The organism is Nostoc sp. C057 (genome assembly GCF_013393925.1).
Lineage (GTDB): Bacteria > Cyanobacteriota > Cyanobacteriia > Cyanobacteriales > Nostocaceae > Nostoc > Nostoc muscorum_A.
Map to the genome: position 1 here is coordinate 3,297,312 of NZ_CP040281.1, position 26,637 is coordinate 3,323,948.

24 protein-coding genes and 2 pseudogenes are annotated in these 26,637 nt (G+C 42.4%); 8 read left to right on the forward strand and 18 right to left on the reverse strand.

What is annotated here, in order from left to right; translation table 11 throughout:
- Window positions 1–49: 49 nt before the first annotated feature.
- Both FD724_RS40880 and queG read right to left on the reverse strand, forming a co-directional pair.
- Window positions 50–685, reverse strand: coding sequence for an HAD-IA family hydrolase (locus FD724_RS40880; protein WP_228058295.1), 636 nt, complete (start codon window positions 683–685; stop codon window positions 50–52).
- Window positions 660–1,657, reverse strand: a pseudogene (queG, locus tag FD724_RS40885) (tRNA epoxyqueuosine(34) reductase QueG). The gene FD724_RS40880 and the pseudogene queG overlap by 26 nt, the downstream one beginning before the upstream one ends.
- Before the next feature lie 315 nt (window positions 1,658–1,972).
- Here queG and FD724_RS14310 point away from each other — a divergent pair.
- Window positions 1,973–2,404: a ketosteroid isomerase family protein gene (locus tag FD724_RS14310; protein WP_179073075.1), complete on the forward strand. Its 432-nt coding sequence runs from the start codon at window positions 1,973–1,975 to the stop codon at window positions 2,402–2,404.
- A gap of 84 nt (window positions 2,405–2,488) precedes the next feature.
- Here FD724_RS14310 and FD724_RS14315 read toward each other — a convergent pair whose 3' ends face one another.
- From FD724_RS14315 to FD724_RS14325, 3 genes are all read right to left on the reverse strand, one after another.
- Window positions 2,489–2,914, reverse strand: coding sequence for an anti-sigma regulatory factor (locus FD724_RS14315; RefSeq protein ID WP_012411419.1), 426 nt, complete (start codon window positions 2,912–2,914; stop codon window positions 2,489–2,491).
- A 3-nt stretch (window positions 2,915–2,917) separates the two neighbouring features.
- Window positions 2,918–4,591: a SpoIIE family protein phosphatase gene (locus FD724_RS14320; RefSeq protein ID WP_179073076.1), complete on the reverse strand. Its 1,674-nt coding sequence runs from the start codon at window positions 4,589–4,591 to the stop codon at window positions 2,918–2,920.
- Between the two features lie 164 nt (window positions 4,592–4,755).
- Window positions 4,756–5,475 (reverse strand): response regulator transcription factor, encoded by a 720-nt coding sequence (locus tag FD724_RS14325; RefSeq protein WP_012411421.1) that lies wholly within the window; start codon window positions 5,473–5,475, stop codon window positions 4,756–4,758.
- A 347-nt stretch (window positions 5,476–5,822) separates the two neighbouring features.
- On the opposite strand from FD724_RS14325, the gene FD724_RS14330 reads away from it, so the two are divergent.
- Together FD724_RS14330 and ftsE are read left to right on the forward strand one after the other, a co-directional pair.
- Window positions 5,823–6,578: a WecB/TagA/CpsF family glycosyltransferase gene (locus tag FD724_RS14330; protein ID WP_179073077.1), complete on the forward strand. Its 756-nt coding sequence runs from the start codon at window positions 5,823–5,825 to the stop codon at window positions 6,576–6,578.
- A 317-nt stretch (window positions 6,579–6,895) separates the two neighbouring features.
- On the forward strand, window positions 6,896–7,642 hold the full coding sequence (ftsE, locus tag FD724_RS14335; RefSeq protein WP_179073078.1) for a cell division ATP-binding protein FtsE: 747 nt from the start codon (window positions 6,896–6,898) through the stop codon (window positions 7,640–7,642).
- Window positions 7,643–7,691: 49 nt separating this feature from the next.
- Here ftsE and FD724_RS14340 read toward each other — a convergent pair whose 3' ends face one another.
- Both FD724_RS14340 and FD724_RS14345 read right to left on the reverse strand, forming a co-directional pair.
- A complete protein-coding gene (locus FD724_RS14340) occupies window positions 7,692–8,489 on the reverse strand; it encodes an armadillo-type fold-containing protein (RefSeq protein WP_179073079.1) in 798 nt (265 codons plus the stop codon).
- Between the two features lie 179 nt (window positions 8,490–8,668).
- Complete coding sequence (locus FD724_RS14345) at window positions 8,669–9,253, reverse strand: hypothetical protein (protein ID WP_179073080.1); 585 nt, start codon at window positions 9,251–9,253, stop codon at window positions 8,669–8,671.
- A 505-nt stretch (window positions 9,254–9,758) separates the two neighbouring features.
- Here FD724_RS14345 and FD724_RS14350 point away from each other — a divergent pair.
- Window positions 9,759–10,655, forward strand: a complete 897-nt coding sequence (locus tag FD724_RS14350; RefSeq protein ID WP_179073081.1) for an alpha/beta fold hydrolase — start codon at window positions 9,759–9,761, stop codon at window positions 10,653–10,655.
- A gap of 531 nt (window positions 10,656–11,186) precedes the next feature.
- Entirely contained in the window at window positions 11,187–11,669 is a 483-nt protein-coding gene (locus FD724_RS14355; protein WP_179073082.1) for a hypothetical protein, read from the forward strand.
- Window positions 11,670–11,671: 2 nt separating this feature from the next.
- Here the strand turns inward: FD724_RS14355 and FD724_RS14360 are convergent, their stop codons facing one another.
- From FD724_RS14360 to FD724_RS14370, 3 genes are all read right to left on the reverse strand, one after another.
- Window positions 11,672–12,259 (reverse strand): Uma2 family endonuclease, encoded by a 588-nt coding sequence (locus FD724_RS14360; RefSeq protein WP_179073083.1) that lies wholly within the window; start codon window positions 12,257–12,259, stop codon window positions 11,672–11,674.
- 415 nt (window positions 12,260–12,674) lie between these two features.
- Window positions 12,675–13,295, reverse strand: coding sequence for a pentapeptide repeat-containing protein (locus FD724_RS14365; protein ID WP_179073084.1), 621 nt, complete (start codon window positions 13,293–13,295; stop codon window positions 12,675–12,677).
- Window positions 13,296–13,525: 230 nt separating this feature from the next.
- On the reverse strand, window positions 13,526–14,488 hold the full coding sequence (locus tag FD724_RS14370) for an orange carotenoid protein N-terminal domain-containing protein (RefSeq protein WP_179073085.1): 963 nt from the start codon (window positions 14,486–14,488) through the stop codon (window positions 13,526–13,528).
- A gap of 627 nt (window positions 14,489–15,115) precedes the next feature.
- On the opposite strand from FD724_RS14370, the gene FD724_RS14375 reads away from it, so the two are divergent.
- Together FD724_RS14375 and FD724_RS14380 are read left to right on the forward strand one after the other, a co-directional pair.
- Window positions 15,116–15,328 carry a high light inducible protein gene (locus tag FD724_RS14375; protein ID WP_163929691.1) on the forward strand — a complete coding sequence of 71 codons (213 nt, stop codon included), beginning with the start codon at window positions 15,116–15,118 and terminating at the stop codon, window positions 15,326–15,328.
- Window positions 15,329–15,392: 64 nt separating this feature from the next.
- Window positions 15,393–15,632 carry a hypothetical protein gene (locus FD724_RS14380; RefSeq protein WP_179073086.1) on the forward strand — a complete coding sequence of 80 codons (240 nt, stop codon included), beginning with the start codon at window positions 15,393–15,395 and terminating at the stop codon, window positions 15,630–15,632.
- A 620-nt stretch (window positions 15,633–16,252) separates the two neighbouring features.
- On the opposite strand, the gene trpE is transcribed toward FD724_RS14380, so the two are convergent.
- The 4 genes from trpE to FD724_RS14400 form a co-directional block, all read right to left on the reverse strand.
- On the reverse strand, window positions 16,253–17,779 hold the full coding sequence (gene trpE / locus FD724_RS14385) for an anthranilate synthase component I (RefSeq protein ID WP_179073087.1): 1,527 nt from the start codon (window positions 17,777–17,779) through the stop codon (window positions 16,253–16,255).
- 152 nt (window positions 17,780–17,931) lie between these two features.
- Window positions 17,932–18,354 carry a photosystem I reaction center subunit II PsaD gene (locus FD724_RS14390; RefSeq protein WP_114081529.1) on the reverse strand — a complete coding sequence of 141 codons (423 nt, stop codon included), beginning with the start codon at window positions 18,352–18,354 and terminating at the stop codon, window positions 17,932–17,934.
- 142 nt (window positions 18,355–18,496) lie between these two features.
- On the reverse strand, window positions 18,497–18,724 hold the full coding sequence (locus FD724_RS14395) for a hypothetical protein (RefSeq protein ID WP_179073088.1): 228 nt from the start codon (window positions 18,722–18,724) through the stop codon (window positions 18,497–18,499).
- Between the two features lie 160 nt (window positions 18,725–18,884).
- Window positions 18,885–20,894, reverse strand: a complete 2,010-nt coding sequence (locus tag FD724_RS14400; protein ID WP_179073089.1) for a DICT sensory domain-containing protein — start codon at window positions 20,892–20,894, stop codon at window positions 18,885–18,887.
- Window positions 20,895–21,725: 831 nt separating this feature from the next.
- On the opposite strand from FD724_RS14400, the gene FD724_RS14405 reads away from it, so the two are divergent.
- Entirely contained in the window at window positions 21,726–24,008 is a 2,283-nt protein-coding gene (locus FD724_RS14405) for an amylo-alpha-1,6-glucosidase (RefSeq protein ID WP_179073090.1), read from the forward strand.
- A 49-nt stretch (window positions 24,009–24,057) separates the two neighbouring features.
- On the opposite strand, the gene FD724_RS40340 is transcribed toward FD724_RS14405, so the two are convergent.
- The 4 genes and pseudogenes from FD724_RS40340 to FD724_RS14420 form a co-directional block, all read right to left on the reverse strand.
- A complete protein-coding gene (locus FD724_RS40340; protein ID WP_218651523.1) occupies window positions 24,058–24,201 on the reverse strand; it encodes a hypothetical protein in 144 nt (47 codons plus the stop codon).
- Window positions 24,180–24,590, reverse strand: coding sequence for a hypothetical protein (locus tag FD724_RS14410; RefSeq protein ID WP_218651524.1), 411 nt, complete (start codon window positions 24,588–24,590; stop codon window positions 24,180–24,182). Before FD724_RS14410 ends, FD724_RS40340 begins: the two co-directional genes overlap by 22 nt.
- Before the next feature lie 701 nt (window positions 24,591–25,291).
- Window positions 25,292–25,603, reverse strand: a complete 312-nt coding sequence (locus FD724_RS14415; protein ID WP_094352384.1) for a chaperone modulator CbpM — start codon at window positions 25,601–25,603, stop codon at window positions 25,292–25,294.
- A pseudogene (locus FD724_RS14420) lies at window positions 25,600–26,565 on the reverse strand (DnaJ C-terminal domain-containing protein). Before FD724_RS14420 ends, FD724_RS14415 begins: the two are co-directional and overlap by 4 nt.
- Window positions 26,566–26,637 lie beyond the last annotated feature (72 nt).

A 26,637-nucleotide genomic window follows, 5' to 3' on the forward strand; every position in this document is an offset into this window, starting at 1 on the left:
ACAATGGTTATGGATAACGCATATTTAATTTATGGAGATGTGTATATAATTAATAACCATTCATCACTTCTAGCAGTTCGCTAGGTTGGTGAATCAAATAATCTGGATTTTGTTTAGCTAATACTTCCGATGAATTAAAGCCCCAAGCTACTGCGATTACTTGGATATTTGCTTTCTTTGATGCTTCTATATCTCTGGTTTCATCACCGACATAAATAACTTCTTGGGGTTTGAGTTGCTTTTGCCTCAATACATTATTGATTATGGTTGTTTTGCCAAAAATTGTAATTCCTGAGTAGATGAAATCAAACAGATGATTTAAATCATTGATTGTGAGAAATTGGGTAACGTTATCTTTAGAATTAGAAGTGATAATACCCAGTTTATATCCTTGATTTTGCAGTTCTATTAATGCTTCTTTAATTCCCGGAATTGGTTTTAATTCGGGAATTTTGTCTTTTAATTCCCCTTTAACTTTTTTAACTAAAAAAGGTATTTTAAATAGAGAAACTCCTGAGTACTTAATAATTTCCCTAGATGTTAAGTTTTTAAGGAGGGCTAATTGCTCTGGGCTGATGTGTCTATAACCAAAGTCTACAGCTAGACGATTGGCAATACTTACAAGGGCATCTACTGTATCAGCAATTGTGCCATCAAAATCAAAAATAATTACTTTCGGGGTCATTATTTGCCTGGATGCGTCAAGATTAGCTAGGGCGTTGCGTCGTAACATTTCTGGCTTAATCCGCCGCAAGGCAGATGCTGGAAATCGTTTATCCCACTCCTGGTCTGAGATTTGGGCTAATTCTAGCAGTTTGGGAGCAATATTCCCAGGATAAGGCTGAAACTCTGCAATATCAGTTGCTTGGGCAAAACGTTGATTCCAAGGACAAACGTCTTGGCAAATATCGCAACCAGCAACCCAGCCTTGTAAATGAGGTGCGATCGCCTCTGGCAGTTTTTCGTCCCGATTTTCAATCGTATGATAAGCGATGCAGCGATTAGCATCCACAACAAAAGGCTGAGTAATTGCACCTGTAGGACAAGCTTGAAGACAACGAGTACAGCTACCGCAGTGTTCTGTATGCGGGCGATCGCTCTCTAGCTCCAAATTGGTCAACACTTCTCCCAAAAATACCCAAGAGCCATATTCTCGTGTAATCACATTACCATTCTTGGCAATCCAACCAATTCCGGCAAGTTGAGCCAATACTTTATCTTGTACTGGGCCAGTGTCTGCATAATAACGAACTCTTACACTTTCATCTAGTGATTCCAGCCATGTAGATAGCTGCTTGAGTTTTTTATGCATTACCTTGTGATAATCCCTTCCCCAACCATAACGGGAAATTTTGGCATATTCCTCGCCTTCTCCTGACGGAGACGCTCCGCGAACGGGACGTTGATGTGGTGTGTAGTAATTTAGCGCCACACACACTAGCGATCGCGCTTCTGGCATCACTAAGCGGATATTTTGACGTTTTGGGTTAGCCATCCATTCCATATCGGCGTGATAACCCAGTTCAATCCATGCTTGTAACCTCTGCGCTTCTGTGGCATCTATGCTATCTACAGCAGCAATTCCAACTTTGTGAAAGCCCAACTCGCTGGCTTTTTCTTTCACCACACTACTGCTTGTTACAGAATACTGACTCATTTTTTTATTTGGATTTTGCCTAAATAAAGGCAAATAAATTATACATTACCTAGTCAATACCTTTAATGAATATTTGTTACTTTTCCTACGTATCAATTTTATCGAGAAAGGAAGAAGGCAAGAGGGTAGTATTCCTCCTGCCTTCTGCCTCCTGCAATTTTTGCAACACCAATGTAGAGACATTCCATTGCAACATCTCAACTTCCATCGTGAGGAAGATTTAGCAATATGTAGCAATCTATCTCAAAAGCAGCTTTCTTTTGAGCGGTTTTTGTATTGAAATGAATATTCAGTTAGCATAATACAGAGAATTTTATGACTTCTGCTGAATTTATATCCCCAGCGCAGTTGAAAGAAGAATTCCAGATTGAGGGAATTACAGAAACAAGCGTACTGCGTTATTTTCAAACCTTAAATGCCGGAGAATTTGAGGCAACTGCTGCCTTATTTGTGGCAGATGGTGTGATGCGTCCACCCTTTGAATCTGATATTGTGGGGACAGATGCGATCGCAGCCTACTTAAAACAAGAAGGCCAAAACGTTAAAGCTTACCCAAACACGGCAATCGCCGAGACTTTAGAAACCGGTGAGATTCAAATTCAGGTAGCAGGCAAAGCCCAAACTTCCTGGTGTAGTGTGAATGTCTTGTGGCTATTTATCCTCAACCAACAACGGCAAATTTTCTATACTAGAATCAAACTTTTAGCTTCTCCCCAAGAGTTACTTTCTTTACGTCGTGAAAAGTAGTAAATAAGTATAATTGTTGAGGAAATGTTTGATATTACCCAAAACAAAATCTAGGCATCAAAAATTCCTATAAATAACTTTTGTCTATTTGACTAATTCGGGTAAAGTAGCTTGTAACTTGAGACAGTTTGCACCATCAATCTGCAACTCATAGTCTACTTTATCCATCAGACGATTCATAATCAGCCAACCATAACCACCTTCTTGTTTTTCCAAAGGGTTGGGAGCGTAGTAGTTAGACATATCAAAGCCTTCGCCGTAGTCCCAAACTTCTAAGGCCAGATCCCGGTCTTTCACTTCCAAACGCAGTAAAATTGGTAAATTTGGTTTGTCCTTGTGGGCATGACGGACTGCATTTGAGTAGGCTTCCACCAAAGCCAGTCTCAAACGACTTGATTGCCGTGACCAATCCACGGATTCTCCTAGCTGAATTTTCAAACATCCCAGCAACCAGTTTTCGACAATATTCAGAAAATTCAAGTCACTTGGTACATGAAGCTCACTTTTCATCACTTATAAAATCTCCAGTGAAAGTATAGTTTGATCGTCTTCTTGAATGTGGTTATCTGCCTGGATGCGAGCTAGTAAATGGTTGAGAGAAAGTGGTTGTTCTTCTTGTTGTAACAGTTGCCAAAGACCATCTTGGTTCAGCATAGAACGGTTCACTGCCTCAGCACTAGACCCGTTTTTTACTGTTAAATCAGAATCATTTGAGATCGTTGCTTCTGTAATACCATCACTGGCGAGTAACAATGTGTCTCCAGTAGCGAGAACCAAACGACCAGACTGTGCCTGCCACTTGGGTAAGATTCCCAAAGGAACACTGCGGACTTTCAGGTAATTAGGATTGTCGCCTAAAGCGTCTTGGCGTGACCATAACAGTGGATAAATATGACCGGCATTCGTGTAGACGAGTTCCTTAGTACTAGTGGTATAACAGGCTAACACAAGAGTAATGAAATAATTGTTGCTAATTAAATCTTCACTCAGAGCATGATTGAGGTTTTGCATAACCACATTCGGCTCGGCTGGTGTTTCTTGAGATAATTCCCGGCGTAAAACTGAAATAATACTAGCCATAAATAAAGCAGCTGGGACACCCTTACCAGAGACATCACCTACTGCTAACCACAAGTCCCCTTTGGGATGAACAAACACTTCAAAGAAATCGCCTCCTACTTCCCGCGCCGGGTAGCAGCAGGCTTGCACTTTTACACCCTTGATATCAGGTAAACTTTGGCGTAGCAAATTGTATTGAATTTGCCGAGCCACCTCCAACTCATTATGAATCTGCTGTTGCTTTTCTTGGAGACGCTGGTAAAGTTTTGCTTGAGAGAGAGCTAAGGCTGCTTGTTCGGCAACACCTGCAATTAGTTGGATGTCTTCGTCTTGCCAAGGGCGATCGCGTCCCCATTGGTGGAGGGCCAGCACAGCCAACAAATGCTGCTGGTAGCTAAGTGGTACAACCAAATGGTGACAGGGGTTGCCCTCGTATATTTCTTGAGTAAGTTGATAATGACGAGTTTCCAGCACTTTTTCAATTAAAATACTGGGGTCGAAGAAGCAATCTAATGCATTGGATTTAGGATCGTAGTATGAAAACTCATCTTGTATCAGGCGATCGCCTTCTACTGGTCTGAGCAAGCAACTGCTAGCGTCAAATGTTTGTCCAATGGTTGCGACAATTTTTTGCAGCATACTGTCGTAGTCTAAAGACTCACGAATTGCGGTTGTTACGGCATTAAACAAAGATTCTCGCCGTAGGGCCCGACGCAACTCTTGGGTGCGCTTCTTGACTACACGATATGTATCAGTCGCTTGCTCAACTAATGCCCTGAGTTTATCTGGATTCCACGGTTTGGTAATATACTTGAATACCTGACCGGAGTTAATGGCATCCACTAAATCTTCGACATCAGTAAAACCAGTTAACAAAATCCGGATCGTGTCAGGAAAGCGCTCTACTGTCCGACTAAAAAATTCGGTTCCATTCATTTCTGGCATTCTTTGGTCAGAAATAATCACCGCCATTTCGCCAAATTGATCCAAGATTTCCAGAGCGCCAAAGGCATGATTGGCTTTATATACTTGAAAATCTCGTCTAAAAGTGCGGTAGAGTAAATCTAGGTTGTCTGGCTCATCATCTACCACCATGAGCTTAAGTTTTTCGACCCCTGTCTCAGCCATATTTGACTTTACTTTTGAGATGTTTGAATGGCGATATAGTGTGATGTTTATCCCACATAATAAATCACAGAAAATCAGAGAAGCCATTCACTTTGAAAATATCACTTTCTCAAAGTTATGAGTTTCCCTTGATCGTTTTCAATTGCTCCACATCAAAATTACCTTTACCCAACTAAACCAGAACGCAGGGCGCGGACTGCTGCTTGGGTACGGTCATCGGCACATAGCTTATTCAAAATATTGCGAACGTGAGTTTTAACAGTCCCAACAGTGATGTAAAGTCTTTCCGCAATTAGTGCATTACTACAACCTTCGACAATCAACTGTAGCACTTCTAATTCCCTTTCTGTCAGGGTGTAAGGTTGAATTCCTTCCAGATTCTCGACATAATCAGGGTTAGAGGCAATAGTCTTAGCATCTACAAAAGCCGATTCCAACTTTTGAGGATTTTGTTGTGCTTGTTGTAATACAATTCGAGCGATCGCTGGATCGATCCAGGCGTTGCCATTGTAAGTTACTCTCACTGCTTCCAGCAAATTATCAAATTTGATATCTTTCATACAGTAAGAGTCTGCACCAGCAGCAAAAGCCGCCAACACAGCTTCTTTGTTATCCCGCAGCGTCAAAATTAACACTTTTGTGGCTAGCTGCTGCCCATTTGCAGTAGATTTTACCTCCCGTGTTAGTTCAATACCATCTTTATCTGGTAAACCAATATCTACGATCGCAATATCAGGTTGTACCATTTTTAACATTTTTAACCCCTCGGCAGCATTGGCAGCTTCACCTACAACTTCAATTTCATCCTTTTGGATGAGCGCTGTCCGAATACCCACGCGAGTGAGGTCATGATCTTCAATTAAAGCAATACGAATTTTACTCATAGCCAACTTCAGCCCGTTACACTACCTTAACCATAAAGTCGAGTTTCGTGACATACTCCCACACTAACTGTAAGCAGTATAGTAGGAGCTTCTGTTCCCGGAACCAGAGTTGCGAGTTGAGCTTTTTTATACTGGGTTAATATTACACTTTCACAATAAAGTTTGCACTGATCCAGCCCAAGTACAAGCGCTCTGAGAAATCCCCACTTTCAAAATCGCAGGCTTGTAGAGCCAATTTTTAAAATGGGCAGTATGTCAAGCTTTCTATGCCTAAGTTCTAATATAAAAAAATTTGATAAACTTAACATTCAAGTAAATCTGGCGTGAGGGTTACTCAAGAATAGGCTATGTCTAAAGGCAATCAAGCATTTTCAGTATTGGGAATACCAGTTCATGTGATGGCTAACTATCCAGGCTGGTTGTTAGAAAGCCTAGAACAAGGCAGAGGGATTCATGTAGTAACGCTCAATGCAGAAATGACTATGCAGGCAGAGCAGAATGAATTACTCGCTCAGATAATTAAAAATGCTGAACTAGTTATTCCAGATGGAGCCGGGGTTGTTCTGTATTTACGGTTATTATTATGGCAAAAAGTTCAGCGTTTTCCGGGAATTGAATTAGCAGAAAAACTTTTGCAAGAACTTGGACAACAGAAGACAGGGGCAAAGGTGTTTTTTTATGGAGCAGCGCCTGGGGTGGCCTCAACTGCGGCAGATTTTTGGCAGCAGCAAATTCCAGACTTGAATATAGTAGGCACTCACTCAGGCTACCATTCCCCAGAAGAAGAAGCGCAATTGCAACAAACTCTTGCTCAATTGCAGCCACAAGTGATTTTTGTCGGTTTGGGAGTGCCACGTCAAGAGTTATGGATTGCCGAAAACCGCCATTTGTGTCCTCAAGCAATTTGGATTGGCGTTGGTGGTAGTTTTGATATTTGGTCGGGAACTAAAACCCGCGCTCCCGCCTGGTTAGCAAATAATAATTTGGAATGGTTGTATCGGCTGTATCAAGAACCTTGGCGTTGGCGGCGAATGTTGGCTTTGCCAGCTTTTGCTGTAAAGGCTTTTATTTATCGTTTGACAGCGAAAGATGCAATTAGTTAAGTCGGTTGGCGCAATTAAAGCTAAGTGGCAAGGACTGTCATTTGTCCTTTGTCATTGGTCATTGGTCATTAGTAAGAACTTTGCTTAACATAACTTTGTTTCTTTCTACAAACTTACTTGGTTAAGAGTTTTGCTAGCAGTAGCGGGGCGTTTAGTCCGTGTTGTTACTTAGTTAATACTGAAGTCTTCAAAAAATTTTAAATTTTCTTTGTTGAATTTTAAATTCCCAAGCAAAACCTGGGAATCCTTATTTTGATAGGCAATGTCACATCTAAGTCGGCAAATTGTTTAGTTGTGGTTATGAGGAAAATTTAACAATGCCAGTATTAACAACTCAAGTTAAAACAGATAAATCCGTTCAGAGAGAGGACTCTGCAACTCAACAGCATGGTAGTAATACTACTGCAAAGGTGACATTGCAATCTGTAAGCAAGACTTATGCTAACGGCACTCACGCCTTATTGAATGCGAACCTTGAGGTAAAAAAGGGAGAATTTCTGTTTATCACTGGGCCAAGTGGTTCTGGTAAATCAACGCTCTTGAAACTGTTGTATGGCCAGGAGTTGCCTACACAGGGAGAAGTAATTGTTGATGAGTGTAATATAGCGGGTTTACGGGGCGATCGCTTGTCATTATTTCGGCGACGGATTGGCATTGTGTTTCAAGACTACAAACTGATTAGCCAACGAACAGTAGCAGAAAATGTGACTTTTGTGCTGCAAGCTCAAGGGTATACCCGTAAAGAAATTCAACGACGTTTAGAACCAACTTTAAAGCTGGTAGGTTTGCTGAGTAAAGCTGATTGCTTCCCAGATCAACTATCTGGGGGAGAGCAACAACGGGTGAGTATTGCTCGTGCGATCGTTGGTACACCACCACTACTGTTAGCAGACGAGCCTACTGGGAATCTCGATCCTGATAATTCCTGGCAAGTAATCCAGATTCTCCAGAAGTTAAATTCCTTTGGAGCTACGGTAATTGTTACCACCCATGATGAACAATTGGTACGGCGGTGCAATCATCCGGTAGTGCAAGTTATTAATGGACAGTTGTCTCGAAAATAGTTATTTGTCATTAGTCATTTGCAAAGGACAAAGGACAAATGACAAATAACTAATAAACGTGATGCTTGACTTTTGCTGATATGGGTACAAAAGGTGCTGCTGTTTTAGGGGGTAGCACTTGTAGGCGATGGCCTCCGACCGGCTGGAGGCGATCGCAAGCTTGTAAACTCTTAAAAGCTGCCTCTCGGATTGCAACTTCTTCCTCTCGACTGAGTAAGAGTTGCAAGCATTCAGCAATTTCTTGCTGTACTGAAGAATCAACTCGCTGACGGCTGATGAATTTAGTTAGTTGACGTAAGGCAATCAACCGTTTCAATGGATCTTTGTCTGTTAAGTTGACCAACAACCGATCAAGGTAGTCTTCTTCTCGATTTTCATAGAAGTTGACAATTTGCCAGACTAATAAAATCAAAGTTAACAGGGTTCCCACGCCTTGGATAATAGCACCGGCTGCAATCCAGGAACTGTGAGAGTCAACCCAAATTGCAGCGGCCATATAAGTGCTGACAGTAGCAAGACCACCACTAATGACCGCTAAGACTAATCGACGATTTGAACTGTTTAAGAATTTACGTATCTTAGACCAGTGCAATTGCCAGTCCCACTTCTGCATTGAGTAAACCAATACCATTACCCCAATGCCCATTAAGAGAGCCAATAGCAGCATCCAGTTCCACAACAACATAGCAACAACGATTGTCAGGAACCCAAGAAAGCCTCCAGGCCCAGAGAAACGCTTAAATGTTTGCTGCTTTGTAGCTCCTTTTGTCTTGAACAATGGATGCGACCAGTTCCAGTTGGGGATCTGGTTGATCAATTGCTGCCAAGAAGACGAAGCCTGTGCCACAGTGTTTACCTACTTGATTACGAAATTACCTATTGTATAAGTTTTACTAGGGAATGAAGAAAAGGTGAAGACCCAAACCACAAGATGCCTGCTTTGCATCGACGGATAGTAGACTAGTACAGCACGGCGGAAATAAAGATACCATTTTAGATGGCTCAGAGCAAGGGCATAAAGGCTTTTTAAAGGCAAAAATGAAAATTGTCAATGGTGAATTGACCATCAAAAGCACAGAAGGTAACGCTATAGATGTTATTCACATTTATAGATAATAAGGTATTGGGGAAAATTGCTGAGTCTGAATTGGCAAGATTAGAGCCTGGTAGTGCAGTTTGACCGAGCAGTTGGCGATCGCGATCGTAAGCAGAAAGTACTAGCCGTTGAGAACTAGTGACAAAGGCACTAACCGAGTTAACCGGACGCAAGAAAGTAGCTTCTACAAATCCACTTTTGGGCGCTCCCATTAAAACTGTTAGCCCTGAATAGGTTGGAAATGCTGGATTTGATGGTTGTATTGCTAGAGAATTGTGAAAAATTACTCCCCAGCGTTCATACTGGCGCTCTACTGGTTCAAAACACTTCAAGTCTTCTAAGTCTAAAAATATACAAGTAGGTACACTAATTCTGGCAGCATCAATGGCTGACTCAACCTGATCCCTGCAAGCTGAAGCTTTAATTTCATTTTGTATATTAAACTTGTCAAGCGCAAATTCAGCGTCTTCAATCGTTGGTAGTTTATTTGATTGAAGAGTAGCCTGCTTTACCATGACATCCCGCCTTACCATTACTTAGATAATAATCAGATTAGTTATACATCAAAAGCAATTTATCTTACATATAGAAGTAGAATAAATAGCCTATTAAAATAAGCGTTTCAACTGTTTTTAACGCTCAAAATTATTTATTAGTTTTTTGATAGATTACCATAAAAACTTATGCTGGATTCAGACTTTAGTGATACTCGCTACCATAAAAAACCTTGTAAGACAGTAATTTCAAGGTTAATTTCCTTTTTGTTGTGGAAAAAAATCACCAAATCTTTACAAGTAATCCAGTAATTTTACATCTGCTTAATCTGACGGTGGTGAGAAGTCTTAGAGCAATTGATTCGCTGATAATAACAATGAGTGGAAGTTTGAACTAAACACGTAAGCATCCAGTGTAACTAAAGGACATGAGTACGCAAAGGCAGGATCAAAATCCTCTCTGCGTGTACCCGCATCACTACTTTCACTTCTGCCAACGAATGACTACAGTCAACAAAAAATACTTATGTTTCAACCACAAGGATTTGACCAACGCTCTATAAATACCTCACTAGGTAGAATGGTGTATTATTCTGCTGATGGAGCGCCTTGGCAGAATAATGTAACTGCTAGAGATGATCGGGAAACTTTAGTGTTCTTGCATGGCTTTGGTGGTGGATCTTCTGCTTATGAGTGGTCGAAGGTTTATCCGGCTTTTGCCGCCGAATATCGGGTCATTGCACCCGATTTGATCGGTTGGGGTCGGTCTGAGCATCCGGCACGGAATTATAATATTGAGGATTATTTGACCACGATTCGGGAGTTTATACAGCAGACTTGTACTGGTCCTGTAACTGCGATCGCTTCTTCTTTGACCGCAGCATTTACAATCCGAGTTGCAGCAGCTAATCCTGATTTATTCAAGGCTTTAATTCTCACCACCCCCGCAGGACTTTCCGACTTTGGCGAAGACTACTCACGTAGTTTTTTTGCTCAGTTAATCAGTGTTCCTGTTGTTGACCGTTTAATTTACAGCACAGGGGTAGCCACCAGTGGGGGTATTCGCAGTTTCTTAGAGCAACGGCAATTTGCTAAGTCTAATCGAGTGTACCAAGAAATTGTAGATGCTTATTTGCAATCAGCCCAGCAGCCTAATGCTGAATATGCAGCACTATCCTTTGTCCGTGGCGATTTATGCTTTGATTTATCCCTTTACATTCAAGAATTAACAACTCCCACCGCCATTATTTGGGGGCAAAAGTCAGAATTTACAGGGCCTTCAATTGGTCGCCGCCTTGCCGAAATTAATCCCCAAGCAATCCGATTTTTTCAAGAATTGGAAGATGTGGGGTTAACACCACAGTTGGAATTGCCAGCAGTCACAATTGGGTTAATTCGCCAATTTTTGCCTTTGCTTAATTAGTGGTTTTTCATTAGTCCTAGCCCTGTCGTATGCAGATTTCGTTTGTGTAGTAGCCTTTGCGTCAGCGTGTCAGAGGCTCTATTCTATAAGGCTGTTGGTCAATTCACGATGGGTTAAAATACCAGCCCTAAAACCTTGGTGAGAGTGTTGCTTTCCCATTTTGCAATACATTGCGGGCTAATAGCTAAAGTGTGTTGAAACGCACTGAAATTAATTACATTAATTCGCCAACAGTCTTATTCTATTCGCTCAGTCTTTTACATCAACATGAAGGGTTCATTATAGTATTCAAAATCACGATCCTATTCCACCTGAATTGATAAATTGCTAATTATATAAACAAAATAAGGTATAGCAAATTTATACCAATGGTAGCAAGATATTGGGTCTTGGGGAACCTGGACAGCTAAATATACTAAACAGTGGTTATTAGAGAAATATATTCCAAAAGTTATTAACTATTACTCACAAAAGTCTCAAATATCTGAAGCTGAATTTCTAGCAAAAATAACAAATTATACAAATGGTCGTGTGCTGATTCAAGAAATTGATAATATCAGAGATTTAGCACCTCATCTTCACGACATCCAATCTTGGCTAAATATATATGTAGAAAATATTGCTGCCTCTCTGTTGAAACCATATTACCAAGCTTATACAAATTTGGTACGTAACACTGATTCTTCTATAACAGGCATAGACTATATTATAGGAAATTTGTGTAGGATCGAGTGGAAAAATACGCAAGAAGGAATTTATAACGATCGCACAGACTGGAAAAACTTGACTTTTAAATATGCTATTGATTGCTTAGATAAGCAAGTAGCAAGAATAAATAATTGTGAATACGAGAATAGTTTAAAGGCAGATTTAATAACTCGGATATTTATTTGGATTATAGAAAATGGGAGAATATCTTTTTCGCAAGCTCAATTAAATGCTGCTAAACAGGCTTTGCTACCACTTTGGGAACAAAGTCGCTTTGAAATGCGTTATGTGTATCCTAATCGATAAGACTACATAATTTGCTGTAAATTTAACACAAATCCGGGTAGGATATTTTCTCCTGATAAACTAGCAGGATTATCTAATATCTCTACATCTTTACCTGGACGATAAATTTCTACTCGCTTGTTTTTCCGGTCAATTAACCAGCCTAATTGAGCGCCATTTTCTATATATTCTTGCATTTTCTCCTGTAAGTCTTTCAACGAATCAGTACGAGAACGCAACTCTACTACAAAATCAGGACAAATTGGGGCAAATTTTTCTTGTTGTTCTGGGGCTAAAGCATTCCACCGCTCAATTTTTACCCAAGAAAGATCAGGAGAACGTTCTGAACCATTAGGTAAGGTGAAACCAGTTGAAGAGTCAAAACCTTTGCCTAATTTAGTCTGTTTATTCCAGATTCCTAATTCAACAACCATATCAAAATTACGGTTGCCAGTATCACTACCTGTAGGTGGCATAATTAATAATTCCCCTGATGCTGTACGCTCAAATCGATAATCGCGGTTTCTCTGACACATCTCGAAAAATTGATCGTCAGTTAAGTCGATTTTCAACTTGACTGTAGAAGGTAAAGTGGTTGTAAGAGCATTCATAAGCTATCCTGAGCATCTTACTTTCTAGTTTAGTGCTGTGTGGGGTTGTGTGGGGTGCGATCGCATCAACATAAATCGGCTTAGTATATATGCAAAAATTGCTAGTATAAATTTTTACTAATTCAGGCTATTCAGGAGCGATCGCTAAACTTTATCTTCAGGATTCAGCTTCAAAAATATTAAACTGAGCGAGTTTTGATTCCAGCTTTTCTAAGTCTTCATTCTCAACAATCAAACTTTCTAGCAATGCTCGTTCTGTTGCAGGGGTTGTCATTACTAATGAATTTTTCCTGGGACGACAGTTGTATTGTTCCCATAAATTCAGCAATAATTACTCTTGTAGGAGAAAATAAGACAGAAACAAGGATTTTCGCAAGAGCAGAATTTTAAATTTTTAATTAGACGACAGCAACACTTAACCCGCTTCAATTAAGCTTCGTTCAGGTAGCGTGACTCCGTTAAATAAGCAGTGGTGTAGATTGACCCCAGTCAGGTCTACTTCAGTTAAATCAATGTCAATTAAATCCGTTTTACACAAAATAGCTTTGGTGAGACTGGCATGACTCAGGTCTGTGTTGCTCAACTTTGTGCCAGTCAGGTTTGCACCACTGAGATTTGCTCCAGCCAAGTTGACACCACTGAGGTTAGCATAGCGCAAGTCTGCTCCAGCCAAGTTTGCATTACTGAGGTCAGCATCATGCAAGTCTGCTAAACGCAGGTCTGCTTTTATAAGGGAAGCCTTATGCAAGTCCACCTTCCTAAGAGTTGCCCGAATCAGATTAGCAGTCTTGAGGTTTGCTAAAATCAGATTTGAGCCACTTAAATCGGTTCTCCATAAGGTCGCCGCAGTCAAATTTGTTTCAATTAAGTTTGCTCCGCGCAGGTTAGTCTGTGATAAAGTCGCGTTAGCCAAGTTAGATCGATTCAAGTTGATTCCAGCTAAACACACCTCGCTGAGGTTAACTAAGTGCAGGCTTACTTGAGTGAAATTTCTCTCTCCTGCACAATAGCGTTTGAGAAGTTCATTAGTATCCATACAGCCTGCCTTCCAAATGTCCATTTTTCACCTGAAAATTACAGTATCTAATCAATAATTGCTGAAAATACTTCTTATTAAGAGGCTTTTAAAACTTCGTACCAAGATTAAAATTATTTAACAATCTTTTACAATATTGCCGATGAGACTGGTTGCTTTCCAATACTTAAGCGTGGTGAGGTGGCTTGCTCTTTCGCTCATCCACGCTTAAGCAGAGACTAATCTAGCTTTTACTTACGTACTAGGTTCAGCAGTTCTTTAGGAGAAGCAAGCAAGTCAATCGCTACGAAGAAAATTTTGCCTTGAGGATCGAGCAAAAACCGCCATGCAATATTCATACCCACACTTGCACCGAACCAAGGGGTTTGGACTTTGCCGGTGACTTTAACTTGGGTATAGCCATCTTCTACTGGCTCGGATATACCACGCTCTGGTATCATTTTTAATCCCTGGCATTCTTCACGCATATAAGCGCGGATTGCATCTTGACCAATAATCGGTCTTTCAAAGGGAGGTTGCAAACCACCTTCAGAGGTAAACAGAGCAACAGCAGCATCAAAGTCATTGGCATTCATGTTGTTGATATAGCCAAGCACTGTAGGGTTGTTGATACCCTCAATGGTGACTTTAGTTCGAAATGCTGGTGCTGTGGGTGGAGCCACAGGTTCTGTGACTTTTTTGTAACTACCGGGAGCGTTCGGGTCAAATCCCATGCTCACTACGGTATTGCGGAGAATTGTGATTTGTTGACCTGAATCAGCATTTCTGATTGCTTCTAACACATCAGCAGCCTTGGGAGAAAGCTTGTAGCCTTCTGGAATAGGAGCAACGATTCCCTGAGCCATCCATTCTCCTAACTGATACCAAAAGCCCAACTTGATGTTTACAGTGAAGGATGCATAAGAACGGCAGAGGGGAGTGTCAGCACGGTTAGCTAAATCATACATGACTCGTGTTTGAGCCTCGAAAGGCATCTGCTTAATTTGTTCAAGTAAGCCTTGTGCGAGTACCATATTGGCTGCTCCGGGAGCGGCAACCGTAATACTTCTACCCATCTCGGTATAAGCAAACCAGAGTAATGCTAGTTGATCTTCAGCATTGAGTTGAGAGAATGATTCGACAACAGTTGGAACAACGTCAGCAACTAGCGTGCCGGGAAAAATACTTTGAGCCGACTTGATGGTAAAAGACATAGCAGATGTTCCCTAAAAAAATTACGGTTCTATCGAATGTGAAAAAACGGAGGGTAAATGCGTTTAGGTGTTACTAAAGGAACTAAGCAGTCTGACCATAGGCCACCTTAGACATTATTTACCAAAGGCATAATGATAGTGTTGCCATTGAGTTGTGATACTCGGCAAAGCACATCGTAGGCTTAACTGCATAGTTATTTAGAAAACCTTGACCAACAGTGCTTTAACGCATTTATGTTGTTTATGTTTCTATATGTAAAGAAACATAACAAGTTCGTTACAAATAAGCAATACTTCCTCAGCCATACTTTGATAATTTCTCTTTATGTAAATGATAAGTTTTACTGAAGTCAGACTAAAGGTAATTAATGCCTTTGTGTGTATTCACTTTTAAGAGCGTAGGCGTATCACATCGTAGAGATCGCATATCTCTCTTGTATCGAATTTTTACAACCAATCCTTTGCTCAACTATTGTGTCTACACATCCCTTACCTTCTCGCATGAAGCCAAAATACCCTATCTGGTTAGTACGGTTCTTACTACCTTTTTTATTGTGTCAAGTACTTGCAAAAAATATTTACAATAAGTTACATTCATTTACAGAACACAACAATAAAAAGTAAAAGATGACAAATAAAGGCTTTACTATTAACGAACGCGGTCAACTCAACAGATTTGCGATTGAACCCAAAATTTATATTGATGAAACCCCACGGACAGGCTTCACCGAATATGCCGAAAAACTCAATGGTCGTTTGGCAATGATTGGTTTTATCTCACTCATCGCGTTGGAAGTTTTCACCGGACACGGTTTGATTGGATGGCTAACTAGTTTTTAGAAAAGACACTCCAGATTTACGAATTTTCTCCAGTTGACAAATAAAACAATTTAGAGGCAAACTTATGAAAACTGATTTTGATTACCCTAGAAAAGATTTGATTGGAACAGTCGTTTTTAGACCTGATTTCAACAATTTTGAGACCATCAATGCAAATCAAGCGTGGTCATTGTTTTTTACTGGCGGTCAAGATGACAAGGGACTGGGACAAGAAATTGAATTCGGCAGATTTTTCACTAATCTCTTAATCGCTATTGGAGTAACTGGAATGCTTTGGGCGATTTATTTCACTCAATTAGGATGAGCAAGTTTGTTCATTTTTTTAGTAACTTCAATGGAGGTCTTGGATTTGGATACCAAGACTTATTTTTGATTTTCAATAAGTCTAAAAAAGTCTCTTTAGCTTTGGGAAAATTTCGATGTTGATTGGATTTATAAAGCTTCCTAATTTGTCACGGTATTGTGGATACATGGGCTTAGAAGTAGCAGAAATTGTTTCCAAACATCTTGCAGTTCAAAGCAAAACCTATGTAATTCAAAATAGAAGAATATTGATCAATCAACTGTTAAAGTCTGGTCTAGATTCTCATACAGCAAATCGAACTGTTACTGTACTTGTATCAAGTCCGGTTTTACAACTAACCAATAAAAACCAGTTGGCTATTAATTGTAGGCGATAGTAACTATAAAGCCATTACATAACGATATAATTTTTATTTGAATTCGTAGTGTAGCATATTCGTGCTACACTACGAATTCTATTGCATTTCTTTCAGATGACTAAATAAGAATTTTAGTTACAGCGTATTTTAGGTAAATGAAGTACGCTGTATCTTGAACACTTGAGCGGACTTTAATTATGAGCCTCAGAACTTTAATTACCTGTTAAAGCTAGGTAAACTTCCGTTACTACTAGCCCCCAGTTCAACGCAAACAACGAATTGCTTCTAATAAACCTCTAGCTTTATTCAACGTCTCTTCGTATTCTTTTTCTGGCTCAGAATCAGCCACTAAACCTGCGCCAGCTTGTACGCTAACCGTCTTGTCATGTACTACCATTGTGCGAATTGCGATCGCAGTATTTAATTGTCCTTCAAAATCGTAATATCCATATACACCGGAATAAACACCCCTACGACTAGACTCTAACTCGTGGATAATTTCCATTGCCCGAATCTTGGGTGCGCCACTTACCGTACCTGCTGGGAAGCAAGCTTTCAATAAATCCCATGCTGTTTTATCGAGTGCTAATTTACCCACAACATTGCTGACAATGTGCATTACATGGGAGTAGCGCTCAACTACCATTAATTCATCAACTTTGACGCTACCATTTTGACAAACACGCCCCAAATCATTCCGCCCTAAATCTACAAGCATCACGTGTTCGGCAACTTCCTTGGGATCTTCGAGTAAATCTTGAGCGAATGCTGCATCTTGTTGGGTAGTTTTACCGCGTGGACGTGTCCCCGCAATGGGGCGTACCGTTGCTATAACTCCCCCATCTGGAGCAGTTTCGGCTTTCACCATCACTTCAGGACTGGAACCGATGATTTGCCAATCTTGGAAGTTAAAGTAAGCCATGTAAGGCGAAGGATTTATCTGACGTAGGGAGCGGTAAAGGGCAAAGGGGTCGCCTGTGTATGGTGTTGATAGTCGCTGAGAAATTACTACTTGAAAGATATCGCCTGCTTTGATGTAGTCTTTGGCTTTTTGGACGCTAGCGCAAAAATCAGGACGGGTGAAATTACTGTTGTATTCATCTGTTTCGCCGCTCTGCTCTTCTGCTTTCCTACTTCCTGGTGGTTTCCATTCCAACCGAGTTTTTTCTGGGGATAGGGGGAAAGATAGCTTTTCGAGCATTTGGGTGACGCGATCGCACGCTTGTTGATAGGCTGCGTGTAAATCTACATTGGGGTCACGTAAATCAGCATAAGCGATCGCCCAAATTTTTCGCTTCACCTGGTCAAAAATCAACAGCTGGTCTACCTGCATCCACAAGCCATCAGGAATATTTCGCTCATCTGGCGGATAGATTGGCACGCGCGGCTCAATCCAGTTAATCAATTCATAGCCCCAAAACCCAAATAAACCGCCAATCCCTGGCGGTAGCTGTGGTAACTTGACTGGGTGATAAGGTGCTAAACATTCGGCTAAAGTTGCAAAAGGGTCGCCTGCAAAAACGACCTGCGAACCATCGCGGTTTAATTGGGTGGTGCGATCGCCCCTTGCTTCCAAAACCCAAAGCGGATCACAACCCACTAAACTATAGCGTCCTAGTTTTTCCCCACCTTCTATCGATTCCAACAAAAAGCTATAGGGCTGACCTGCACAGACTTTATACCAAGCAGATACGGGCGTATCTAAGTCCGCTACCCATTCTTGATATACCGGAACAAAGTTGCCTTGTAAAGCTAGCTGAGAAAATTCAGAGAAATCGGGGAATACCATAAATAGCTAAGAGGTTGGGCATGGGGGGCATTGGGCATTGGGCATGGGGCATTGAAAAGACGCAGAGGGGCAGGGTGCAGGGGGTAAAGGAAAAAACTCTTCTCCGTTGCTCCCTGCTCCCTGCTTCATGCATCTTCCCCAGTCCCTAGTCCCTATGCGTCGTAGGTAGCTTTACCACTGAATTTGAGTTGTGATGGATTGGGGTTTTGCCCAATGCTGCGTGGGACATAACGCACTTTTTCACGACCTTCATTCACTTTTTCGGGGAAGACACCATCAGCTGGGTGCAGTAAAGTAGTTTCTCCGTTGGGTAAAATCCGGTAAACTTTGTAGTCTGTGATTTTGAGTTTACGAAGTTGCTGACCGCCCAAAGCGATGCCATATTCTTTCCGAGCTATATACAGCAGGTTTTCGCCTTTCCGCATAGTAGCAGCACCACCTGTAGGCAGTTCAAATACTTGCTCCTTCGGGCTAGTCCAAGTGATAGCGTACTTTTCTTCCACTTCTGCTTTCTTTAGCAAGCCACCAGTGCTGCCAGCAAATAGTGGGGTTTGTCCAGAGAGTGTTTCTGCCATAAAGATGATTCTCTCAACGTTTTTAGGGAATCCTAACACCGCAACAAGGATCATATTGCGATCGCGTTATAGACTGTAACAGTTTTTAGTCATTTGTCCTTTGTTCTTTGTCATTTGTTAAAAACCAATGCCCCATACTTCTCTACCCCGGATTTCTCACGCATAGTGTAGGCAGAGGGATAAAGAGGAGTGTGGGGAGTGTGGGGAGTGTGGGGGGTAAGACTTCTTCCCCCACACTCCCCACACTTCCCACACCTCCCACACTTCCCACACCTCCCACACTTCCCACACTTCCCACACCTCCCACACTTCCCACACCTCCCACACTTCCCACACTTCCCACACCTCCCACACCCCTTGGATTTCTCACTTGTGAGAAATAGTCTACGAGAGGCTCCGCCCTAAGCGTAGCTATGCCGCAGGCTTTACGGCTTCTCTACGAGACGCTACGCGTTAGCGAAGCTTTCGCTTTAGCGATACGCTCAGTACAAGTGCCCAATGACTAATGACTAATGACAAAGGACTAATACCTATTTACTCTTGACTTTTGCCCGCTTTTCCTCGTGGCTAGTCTGAACAATGGGGATTGTGAAGTGAAACTGGCTACCCTGGTCTTTGCCAGTTGACTCTGCCCAAATTTCTCCGCCCCAGCCATTCACAATTTGACGGCAAATTGCTAAACCAAGTCCTGTTCCGCCAGTGGTGCGGCGTAGCGCTCCCTCTTCTTGATAGAAGCGGTCAAAAACTACTTCTAAGCGATTTGGTTCAATGCCGCGTCCAGTGTCAGCCACAGTCACCTCGACCATTTGATGGCTGTTGGAAATCGCTTTAATGGTGATTTCTCCTTGGGGTGGCGTAAATTTACAAGCGTTGTCCATGAGTTTTGCCAGTACCTCTACTAGCCAATCACCATCAGCCCTTACTAGAGGTAGATTTTCGGCAATTTGAGTTTTGACTTGGGGCGGCTTTTCCGTTGAAGAACGCGTGCGATTGCGGCTGAGTGCTAAATCCACACACTCTTGTAAAGTCAGGGATTCTGGATGCCATTGCACTCGCCCGCTTTCCAAGTTGGAAAGTGTGAGGAAATCTTGTACCAATTTTCGCATCCGTTCTGAGTCGGAAAGAGCCGTGTTGAGCATAATTTGCTGCAACTCCAAGGGCATATCCGGCTCACTAGCAAGACTTTCTAGACACACTTGAATGGTGGATAGGGGAGTACGCAGTTCGTGTCCAGTGATGGCTATAAGGTTGCTGCGGGTGCGGTCTAGGGCTTCTAGCTGCTGGTTAAGTTCTTCTAGGTTGGCATAGGCTTCCGCTTGAATTAGGGCTGCTCCGACTTGGGTGGCGATCGCTTCTACCAAATCCAACTCCCCAGGTTGGCACTCGTGCGGTGGCATTCCACAGTAATGCAACTCTACGATGCCCAACAACCGCCCCTGATAAAATACTGGTTCCATCAGCCAAGAACGAATGGCAAACTTTTTGGCAATTAAGGAAAGCCCTGGCGAATTGTTAACACGAGGGTCATTCAGCGTATCGCTAATACAAACACCTTCGCCTTGTTGCACGATGTCCTGAAATAGGGAATTTTTCTCTAATTCCCAAGTTTGCCCACGAACCGATAAAATACCGGGATTCAAAAACTCGTGTTCAATTATGGCTTGGTTATCTGTAGCTTGAGCGCGGTAAATTAGACAGCGACAAGCTTCTAGGTGTTGCCCTAATTCTTGTGCTGCCACCTGGAGAACTTCATGAGGGTCGAGCGATCGCCGAATAGCTGTGCTAATTGAGTTGACTAATCGTTCTTTTCGTGCTTGGGCAGCAATGGAACGGTAGGCTTTGTGCAATTTGTACTGACTAGCTTGCAAGTAAGTTACTAAGCGTTGCACAAAGGGATCTGTATCGATGTCACAAGCATATTCGTTGATCTGTTCTGCTCCAGAGTGGCTTCGCGGCTCTCCTATGCTAAACCTCTGACGTGCCTCGTTTATTTTACTTGCCAGTTCTGGTCTGTAAACCAAAATCCTGTCTAACAGCAATTCAGCTGCTTTGAGGCTAACTCCCCTTTCCGATGTCCAAACTCCTTCAAATCTTCGCGCTGTGTCTATATCCAGATTAGGGCTTAGTTCTGGTAGTTGCTTATTTTTGGCAATAGAACCAAGACTTTCCCGGCAAACCAGACAAGTAGCATAATTGTCAGCAATCACTACCAAATGCCACTCTTGACTTAAGCCATCCGTTGGCTCAAAAGCAATCTTTTCGTAGTGTTCCGAACTATTGGCGAAATCCGTTTCTGGAGCAGCTAATACGTATATTTGGTTACTCCGCAAGGCAAGTCGCAGGTAGCGATGAGCTTCTTGGCGGTAGAATCGCTCTCGCTGGAAACTAGCAATTACAAGGGGTTGTGCTAAAGTCGCAGCCAAAACTTGATCTTCCATCGCATGGGAGAGCGCTGTTAGTGAAGCCTTAAAATATAGCTGGGGCCGCAAGTATGGTAGGGACTTTAGCAGATCACTCAGCACAGAAGTCGAAATGCTCATGAATTATTGTTAAACGCTCAACCTCGACAAGATCCACGTCACAGCTGCATTGTACAAATTCCAAGGCACTCTCAAGTTAAATAGAGAGTTGCAATATGTAAAGAACGCTAAAATGCACTTTTCGCCAAAGCAGGCGCAACATTTTGTTACCAAATTGTATTTATTGATTGACAACCTACTACGCCCAATATACATTCTTGACTAACTTTGAAATATGCTTGCACAGCTAAAATCTTTCATTACTAAGTACCAGCCACATAATTTTTGTATTGTTTTAACCGTTAAATTCACTAATCTTTACTCAGCATTGATTGATAGTCCACGCCTTGGCGTAGCCCGTCATAATATTTACACTCACTAAATAGAATTTTCTTACCCAAAAACCATTACTGCTACATACCACATAATTTACTCAGTCAATGATTGATTAAAATTAATCAATCAATTGAATATCGGAAATTTGTCTAATCTAACGCCAAAGATATTTAAAACAAAATCGTATAATAGTTTAGTCAATAAATGCTAGCTTTACCCAGTAGAACTGGGAACTTCGCATTTTTGCTGAGTATACTATATATCTTGTATCTTGAGAAAGTTTGACAACTAAGCACTTATCTAAAAATTCTGAGTTTTCAGTCTTGAGTTTAGACTCATACAATACTTATATAGATTTGGACACTGCTACTTTGTCAACGGTACGTAAAAATAATTTTGGCTAGAATAGCTCAAACAAGTTTTACAAAGAGTCTTTTTTCTACAAGTTGTGAGGGGTAAAGACCTCTACTCTGAATACCACAAACAATCTACGACCTGTACACGGAACTTTGGCTAATGACACCGGATACGCTAATGACCCCGGAAAAAATTTTCCTGGATGGAAAAACTTTTATTCCTGCTGAACAATTACCTATCCCGGAGTGGCCTTGTGTTGTGAGTGAAAGACCACAACCGACACTGACGGTTAAAGATGATGATTTATTTTTCGTGACAGATACTATCGGGAATATTTCTGGCTGTTCCCTCAGTGAGGGTAATCCCAGCATGGGGCTGTTTTGCTGTGATACGAGATTTCTCAATCGCTTAGAGTTGCAAATTGAAGGGCGATCGCCTGTACTTCTCAGTAGTACTGCCGGAAAAGGGTTTTCACTCTCGGTTTTGTGTACTAACCCCAGAATTGACGAACGCCTAAGAGCCGAAACTATCGGGATTCGGCGAGAAATAGTACTCAATGGCGCTCTATTTGAAGAAATAGAAGTATCTAACTACAGCACAACAACTGTCAATTTTGAACTAAGTATCAGCTTCGATGCAGATTTTGCTGATTTATTTGAAGTCCGGGGTTATGACAGAGAAAAACGCGGTAGGCTTTTACGTCTACTAGAACCCACGACTGGAGAAGGAATCGTCGATGGCGTTTCACCAGTAACTAAAGACCCATCAACTTTTAGGGAAGAATCCTTAACACTCGCCTATCAAGGTTTGGATGGTTCGGTGATGGAATCTCGGATTTTATTCCAGCATCGTCAACCAGACTCTTTCAAAGGCTACACTGCGGTTTGGCAGCTAGAGTTGGCTTCTCACGAAACCCAAAAGCTGGGTTATCGGGTGAATATGTTGAAAAACAACCAATCTAGTTCAACCGTAAGCGCCGCCATTACTTTAGGACAGGCGAAAGCTGCTGAGTTGATGGAGGAGCAACACTGGGTACAGCAAATTACTCGCATTAGCTCAGATAAAAGCACTTTCAATCGAGTGATTGAGCGGGCCGAGCAAGATATGTATTTGTTGCGCCAGTCTTTTGGAAAGCATAAGACAGTTTCGGCTGGAGTACCGTGGTTTTCTACACTATTTGGGCGGGATTCGCTGATTACAGCTTCCCAAACCCTGATGTTAAACTCACAAATTGCCAAAGAAACCCTAATATTACTGGCGAAATACCAAGGCAAAATCGACGACGAATGGCGCGAAGAAGAACCGGGTAAGATTTTGCACGAGTTACGTTTGGGAGAAATGGCTCGTTGTCAAGAAATTCCTCACACGCCATACTACGGTACAGTTGATGCGACTCCCCTGTGGCTAATGCTGTATGCCGAACATTATGCTTGGACTCACGACCAAGAACTCCTAGAGTTACTTTGGCCAAATGCTTTAGCAGCAATGGACTGGATCGATCGCAATACCAAACAAACCAGTTACCTCAGCTACTTCCGTAAATCTAAACGCGGTCTTGCTAACCAAGGTTGGAAAGACTCTGGCGACTGCATTGTCAACCATAAGGGAGAATTAGCTAACGGCCCAATTGCCCTTTGTGAGGTGCAAGCTTATGTCTATGCTGCAAAAATGCGCCTAGCAGAAATAGCGAAGATGAAAAAGCGCCTTGATTTGGCAGATCGTTGGCTAGAAGAGGCTAGAAGTCTCAAGCTTCGTTTTAATCGAGATTTTTGGGTAGAAGACCAGGATTTCTGCGCCTTGGCTTTAGATGGAGATGGTAAACCTGTAGACAGTATTACCTCAAACCCTGGTCATTGTCTGCATTTGGGTCTTTTCACCCACGAAAGAGCCTACAGTGTAGCAGAACGGTTGCGGGCACCAGATATGTTTAATGGTTGGGGCATTCGTACCCTGAGTAGTTTATCACCCGCTTACAATCCAATGGGTTATCACATTGGTTCGGTTTGGCCCCATGATAACGCTCTGATCGCAATGGGATTACGATCGCTGGGTCTAATCGATCAAGCCTTAGAACTTTTCCAAGGTTTATTCGATATGACCAGTCAGCAGCCTTATGAACGTCCTCCAGAACTCTTCTGCGGCTACGAACGGAATGGTGATAATGCCCCTGTGCAGTATCCAGTTGCTTGCACTCCCCAAGCTTGGGCGACTGGTAGTATCTTCCAACTGCTGCAAATGATGGTCAACTTGGTGCCTGATGCTCAGAATAACTGCTTGCGAATAATCGACCCTGCTTTGCCAGAATCGATTAATCGCCTGTCATTTCACAATTTGCGAGTCGGCCCCACCATTCTCGATTTAGAATTCGAGCGTTCTGGTACTACGACTGCTTGCCGTGTTGCGAAAAAACGGGGCAATTTGCGGGTAGTTATTGAAGCATAGAGCGAGTAGGGAGTGGTAAACGATCTACTCCCTATTTTATGATTGGTGCCTAGGCATAGCCCGTCGTAGACATCGCTCGTTGAACTTCACGTTTTCCAGTATGAACGACTACTGCGATCGCCGTTCCACTAATTACATTAGTTCCCAGATAGAGGGAATTGGTACGTTGGCTCAGTCCAGTTTCAGCTGGCACAATACGCCACTGAGCTTGTCAACTGGATAGGTTTTTCCTGTCAGTGCTGCTTCATTCACCGATAGGTCTTTTGACTCTAAAACTAGACAGTCGCCCGGAATATTTTTACCTGCACTCAGCAACACAATGTCACCCCTGACCACTTCCTCATTGGGAATTTCTTGAGATTGACCATCTCTTAAAACAGTTGCTTTAACTTGCACTAATGCGAATAATTTTTCGACAGCATTCGAGGCTCCTTGCTCTTGCCAAAATCCTAATAGCCCACTGATGAAGATGATCGTCAAAATGATTATGGCATCTGCCGCATCTTTGAGAAAAATCGATAGCACCGCCGCCAAAATCAGAATCAAGATAATCGGACTCTTGAACTGATTGAGCAACAGCATCCATGCGCTCGATTTGTGTTTTTGTTTGAGGCTGTTTGCGCCGAACTCGCTTAGAGGTTGTTTGAAAAGTGGCTGGCTGTGATTTTAGGTACTTATTGATCCCCCCTAACCCCCCTTAAAAAGCAGGGTGGATTAATTGTCTAGAGAGAAAAATTAAAACCCTCATTCTTGCGTTCATAAATCCAGTTCCCCTGTTAGCAGGCTGACGAGGTTACGGGGATTACAAATTTTCTCTCCGCACAATTAATCCACCCTGCCTAACCCCCCTTAAAAAGGGGGGAATCGGAATCAAAGTTCCCCTTTTTAACGTGAGTTCGATGAACCTCTCCCTCCCAGCCTCCCTCTCCGAAACGGAAAGGGAGGAGCAAGAAAAATTCCGCTTTTTGCTCCCCTGTACGCGTCGGAGAGGGGCTGGGGGAGAGGTCAAATAAGACTTGTCGAACACACGTCTTTTTAAGGGGGATTTAGAGGGATCTAGAACTTTTCACTACCGAGAAGAAAACTTTTCAAACATGCTCTTAGGCGTTGTTTGGCGTCTTGACGGCTTAACCCTGCGGTTGTGGAGTGCATCTGCTGAAGCACCTGATCCGTAGACAAGCTCCAAAATGTGGACTGTGGATTCATTATTTTCTACTTTTTATTAGTTATCTGAAGTGATTCATAAGTACCTTTATCAGGTGAATGGCCTTACCCCAGATAGCTCATAACAAGTTCGATGAATGAGACTGATACACTTTTAACTGTGCCCGTAATTGGGCAATTTCAGTCGTCATATCTAGCACCATTGCCGCTCCGACTAAGTTTAGCCCCAAATCTCTACGCAAGCGTTGAATCTGAGCAATTCGCGCAATCTCGCGGGAATGCAGTAAATCACCGATGGGTTCGATTACGCCTAACTCAACGTAAAACTTCACCAGCGTAATCGAAGTCTTAGTGATTAATGCAGCATATTCAAAGCTGTAGAGTTGCTCACCTTCGAGGGAAACCACGGTTTTAGAAAGGCTGAAGGTCATAATTTTATCTCCTCTAACTGGATACGTGGGTTAAAGCTAGTGTTTGCCTGGATTTTTTCGTAGTATTCTTGCTCGATTGCACTCAGGTCTTGCGGCGTGACAATCTGAAGTTTGGCAAATAAGTCACCTCGTCCCCCTTTTGGCAATGTCCAGCCTTTGCCGCGCAGTCTCAGCGATTGCCCCGATCGCACCCCTTTGGGAACTTTCATTGTCACGCTACCATCGGGGGTTGGTACGCTGATTTCTGCCCCTAAAACCGCTTCATCAGGGCGAATGGGAATGTCACAAAGGAGGTTATCGCCCTCAAATCGATAGAAGGGATGGGTTAACACTTCAATAGTTAAATACAAATCGCCGCGCTGTTGAGAGAACGGACTAGGACGACCTTTACCCTTGAGCCGAATTCGACTGCCTGGTTTTGCACCTGCGGGAATACGGACGTTGATCGTTTCCTCGTCGAGTTGCAAACGCTTCTGGACACCGTGAAATGCTTCGGAAAATGTAAGGGCGATGCCTGCGGCGGGCTACGCCTACGCAGCTTCAGTGTCCGATGCAGGAGCTTGAGAACGAAATCCACCATTAAAATCATCAAAGCCACCAGAGGAGGTTTTACGTCTTGTTCGACCCAGCAGATCGTTGATAAACGAATCAAAATCGCCGTACTGATCGAAGTCGGTCGTACCAATATTAGTGGAACTGGGTGGCGGCGCTTCAGTGTAACCAGGGTGATTCCAGTGCTGACCAAAGCGATCGTACTTCTGCCGCTTCTCTGGATCGGAAAGTACTTCATTCGCTTCATTCAGTTCTTTGAACTTTGTTTCTGCGTCTTTGTCTCCAGGATTCAGGTCAGGATGATATTTGCGGGCAAGCTTGCGGTAAACCCGTTTGATTTTTTCTGGGGTTGCAGTTTTGCTTACTCCCAAAATGGCATAGTAGTCTTTAAAATCTGTTGTAGTTGGCATCAGTTACCTCTTGTTCGCGTAGCGGCAATTTAGGAGAATTGCAGGTTTTTTCCCGGATTTCTCACAAGTACG

Excerpts from the sequence above, each read along its gene's own strand:
- FD724_RS14380 (WP_179073086.1), top strand. The coding sequence starts at position 15,393 with ATGAAAACTGATTTTGATTACCCTAGAAAAGATTTGATTGGAACAGTC.
- FD724_RS14375 (WP_163929691.1), top strand. The coding sequence starts at position 15,116 with ATGACAAATAAAGGCTTTACTATTAACGAACGCGGTCAACTCAACAGA.
- FD724_RS14405 (WP_179073090.1), top strand. The coding sequence starts at position 21,726 with ATGACACCGGATACGCTAATGACCCCGGAAAAAATTTTCCTGGATGGA.
- FD724_RS14350 (WP_179073081.1), top strand. The coding sequence starts at position 9,759 with ATGTTTCAACCACAAGGATTTGACCAACGCTCTATAAATACCTCACTA.
- FD724_RS14400 (WP_179073089.1), bottom strand. The coding sequence starts at position 20,894 with ATGAGCATTTCGACTTCTGTGCTGAGTGATCTGCTAAAGTCCCTACCA.
- FD724_RS14360 (WP_179073083.1), bottom strand. The coding sequence starts at position 12,259 with ATGAATGCTCTTACAACCACTTTACCTTCTACAGTCAAGTTGAAAATC.
- FD724_RS14320 (WP_179073076.1), bottom strand. The coding sequence starts at position 4,591 with ATGGCTGAGACAGGGGTCGAAAAACTTAAGCTCATGGTGGTAGATGAT.
- trpE (WP_179073087.1), bottom strand. The coding sequence starts at position 17,779 with ATGGTATTCCCCGATTTCTCTGAATTTTCTCAGCTAGCTTTACAAGGC.
- FD724_RS14415 (WP_094352384.1), bottom strand. The coding sequence starts at position 25,603 with ATGACCTTCAGCCTTTCTAAAACCGTGGTTTCCCTCGAAGGTGAGCAA.
- FD724_RS14325 (WP_012411421.1), bottom strand. The coding sequence starts at position 5,475 with ATGAGTAAAATTCGTATTGCTTTAATTGAAGATCATGACCTCACTCGC.
- FD724_RS14365 (WP_179073084.1), bottom strand. The coding sequence starts at position 13,295 with ATGGATACTAATGAACTTCTCAAACGCTATTGTGCAGGAGAGAGAAAT.
- FD724_RS14330 (WP_179073077.1), top strand. The coding sequence starts at position 5,823 with ATGTCTAAAGGCAATCAAGCATTTTCAGTATTGGGAATACCAGTTCAT.
- FD724_RS14390 (WP_114081529.1), bottom strand. The coding sequence starts at position 18,354 with ATGGCAGAAACACTCTCTGGACAAACCCCACTATTTGCTGGCAGCACT.
- FD724_RS14345 (WP_179073080.1), bottom strand. The coding sequence starts at position 9,253 with ATGGTAAAGCAGGCTACTCTTCAATCAAATAAACTACCAACGATTGAA.
- ftsE (WP_179073078.1), top strand. The coding sequence starts at position 6,896 with ATGCCAGTATTAACAACTCAAGTTAAAACAGATAAATCCGTTCAGAGA.
- FD724_RS14410 (WP_218651524.1), bottom strand. The coding sequence starts at position 24,590 with ATGCTGTTGCTCAATCAGTTCAAGAGTCCGATTATCTTGATTCTGATT.
- FD724_RS14370 (WP_179073085.1), bottom strand. The coding sequence starts at position 14,488 with ATGTCTTTTACCATCAAGTCGGCTCAAAGTATTTTTCCCGGCACGCTA.
- FD724_RS14310 (WP_179073075.1), top strand. The coding sequence starts at position 1,973 with ATGACTTCTGCTGAATTTATATCCCCAGCGCAGTTGAAAGAAGAATTC.
- FD724_RS40880 (WP_228058295.1), bottom strand. The coding sequence starts at position 685 with ATGACCCCGAAAGTAATTATTTTTGATTTTGATGGCACAATTGCTGAT.
- FD724_RS14315 (WP_012411419.1), bottom strand. The coding sequence starts at position 2,914 with ATGAAAAGTGAGCTTCATGTACCAAGTGACTTGAATTTTCTGAATATT.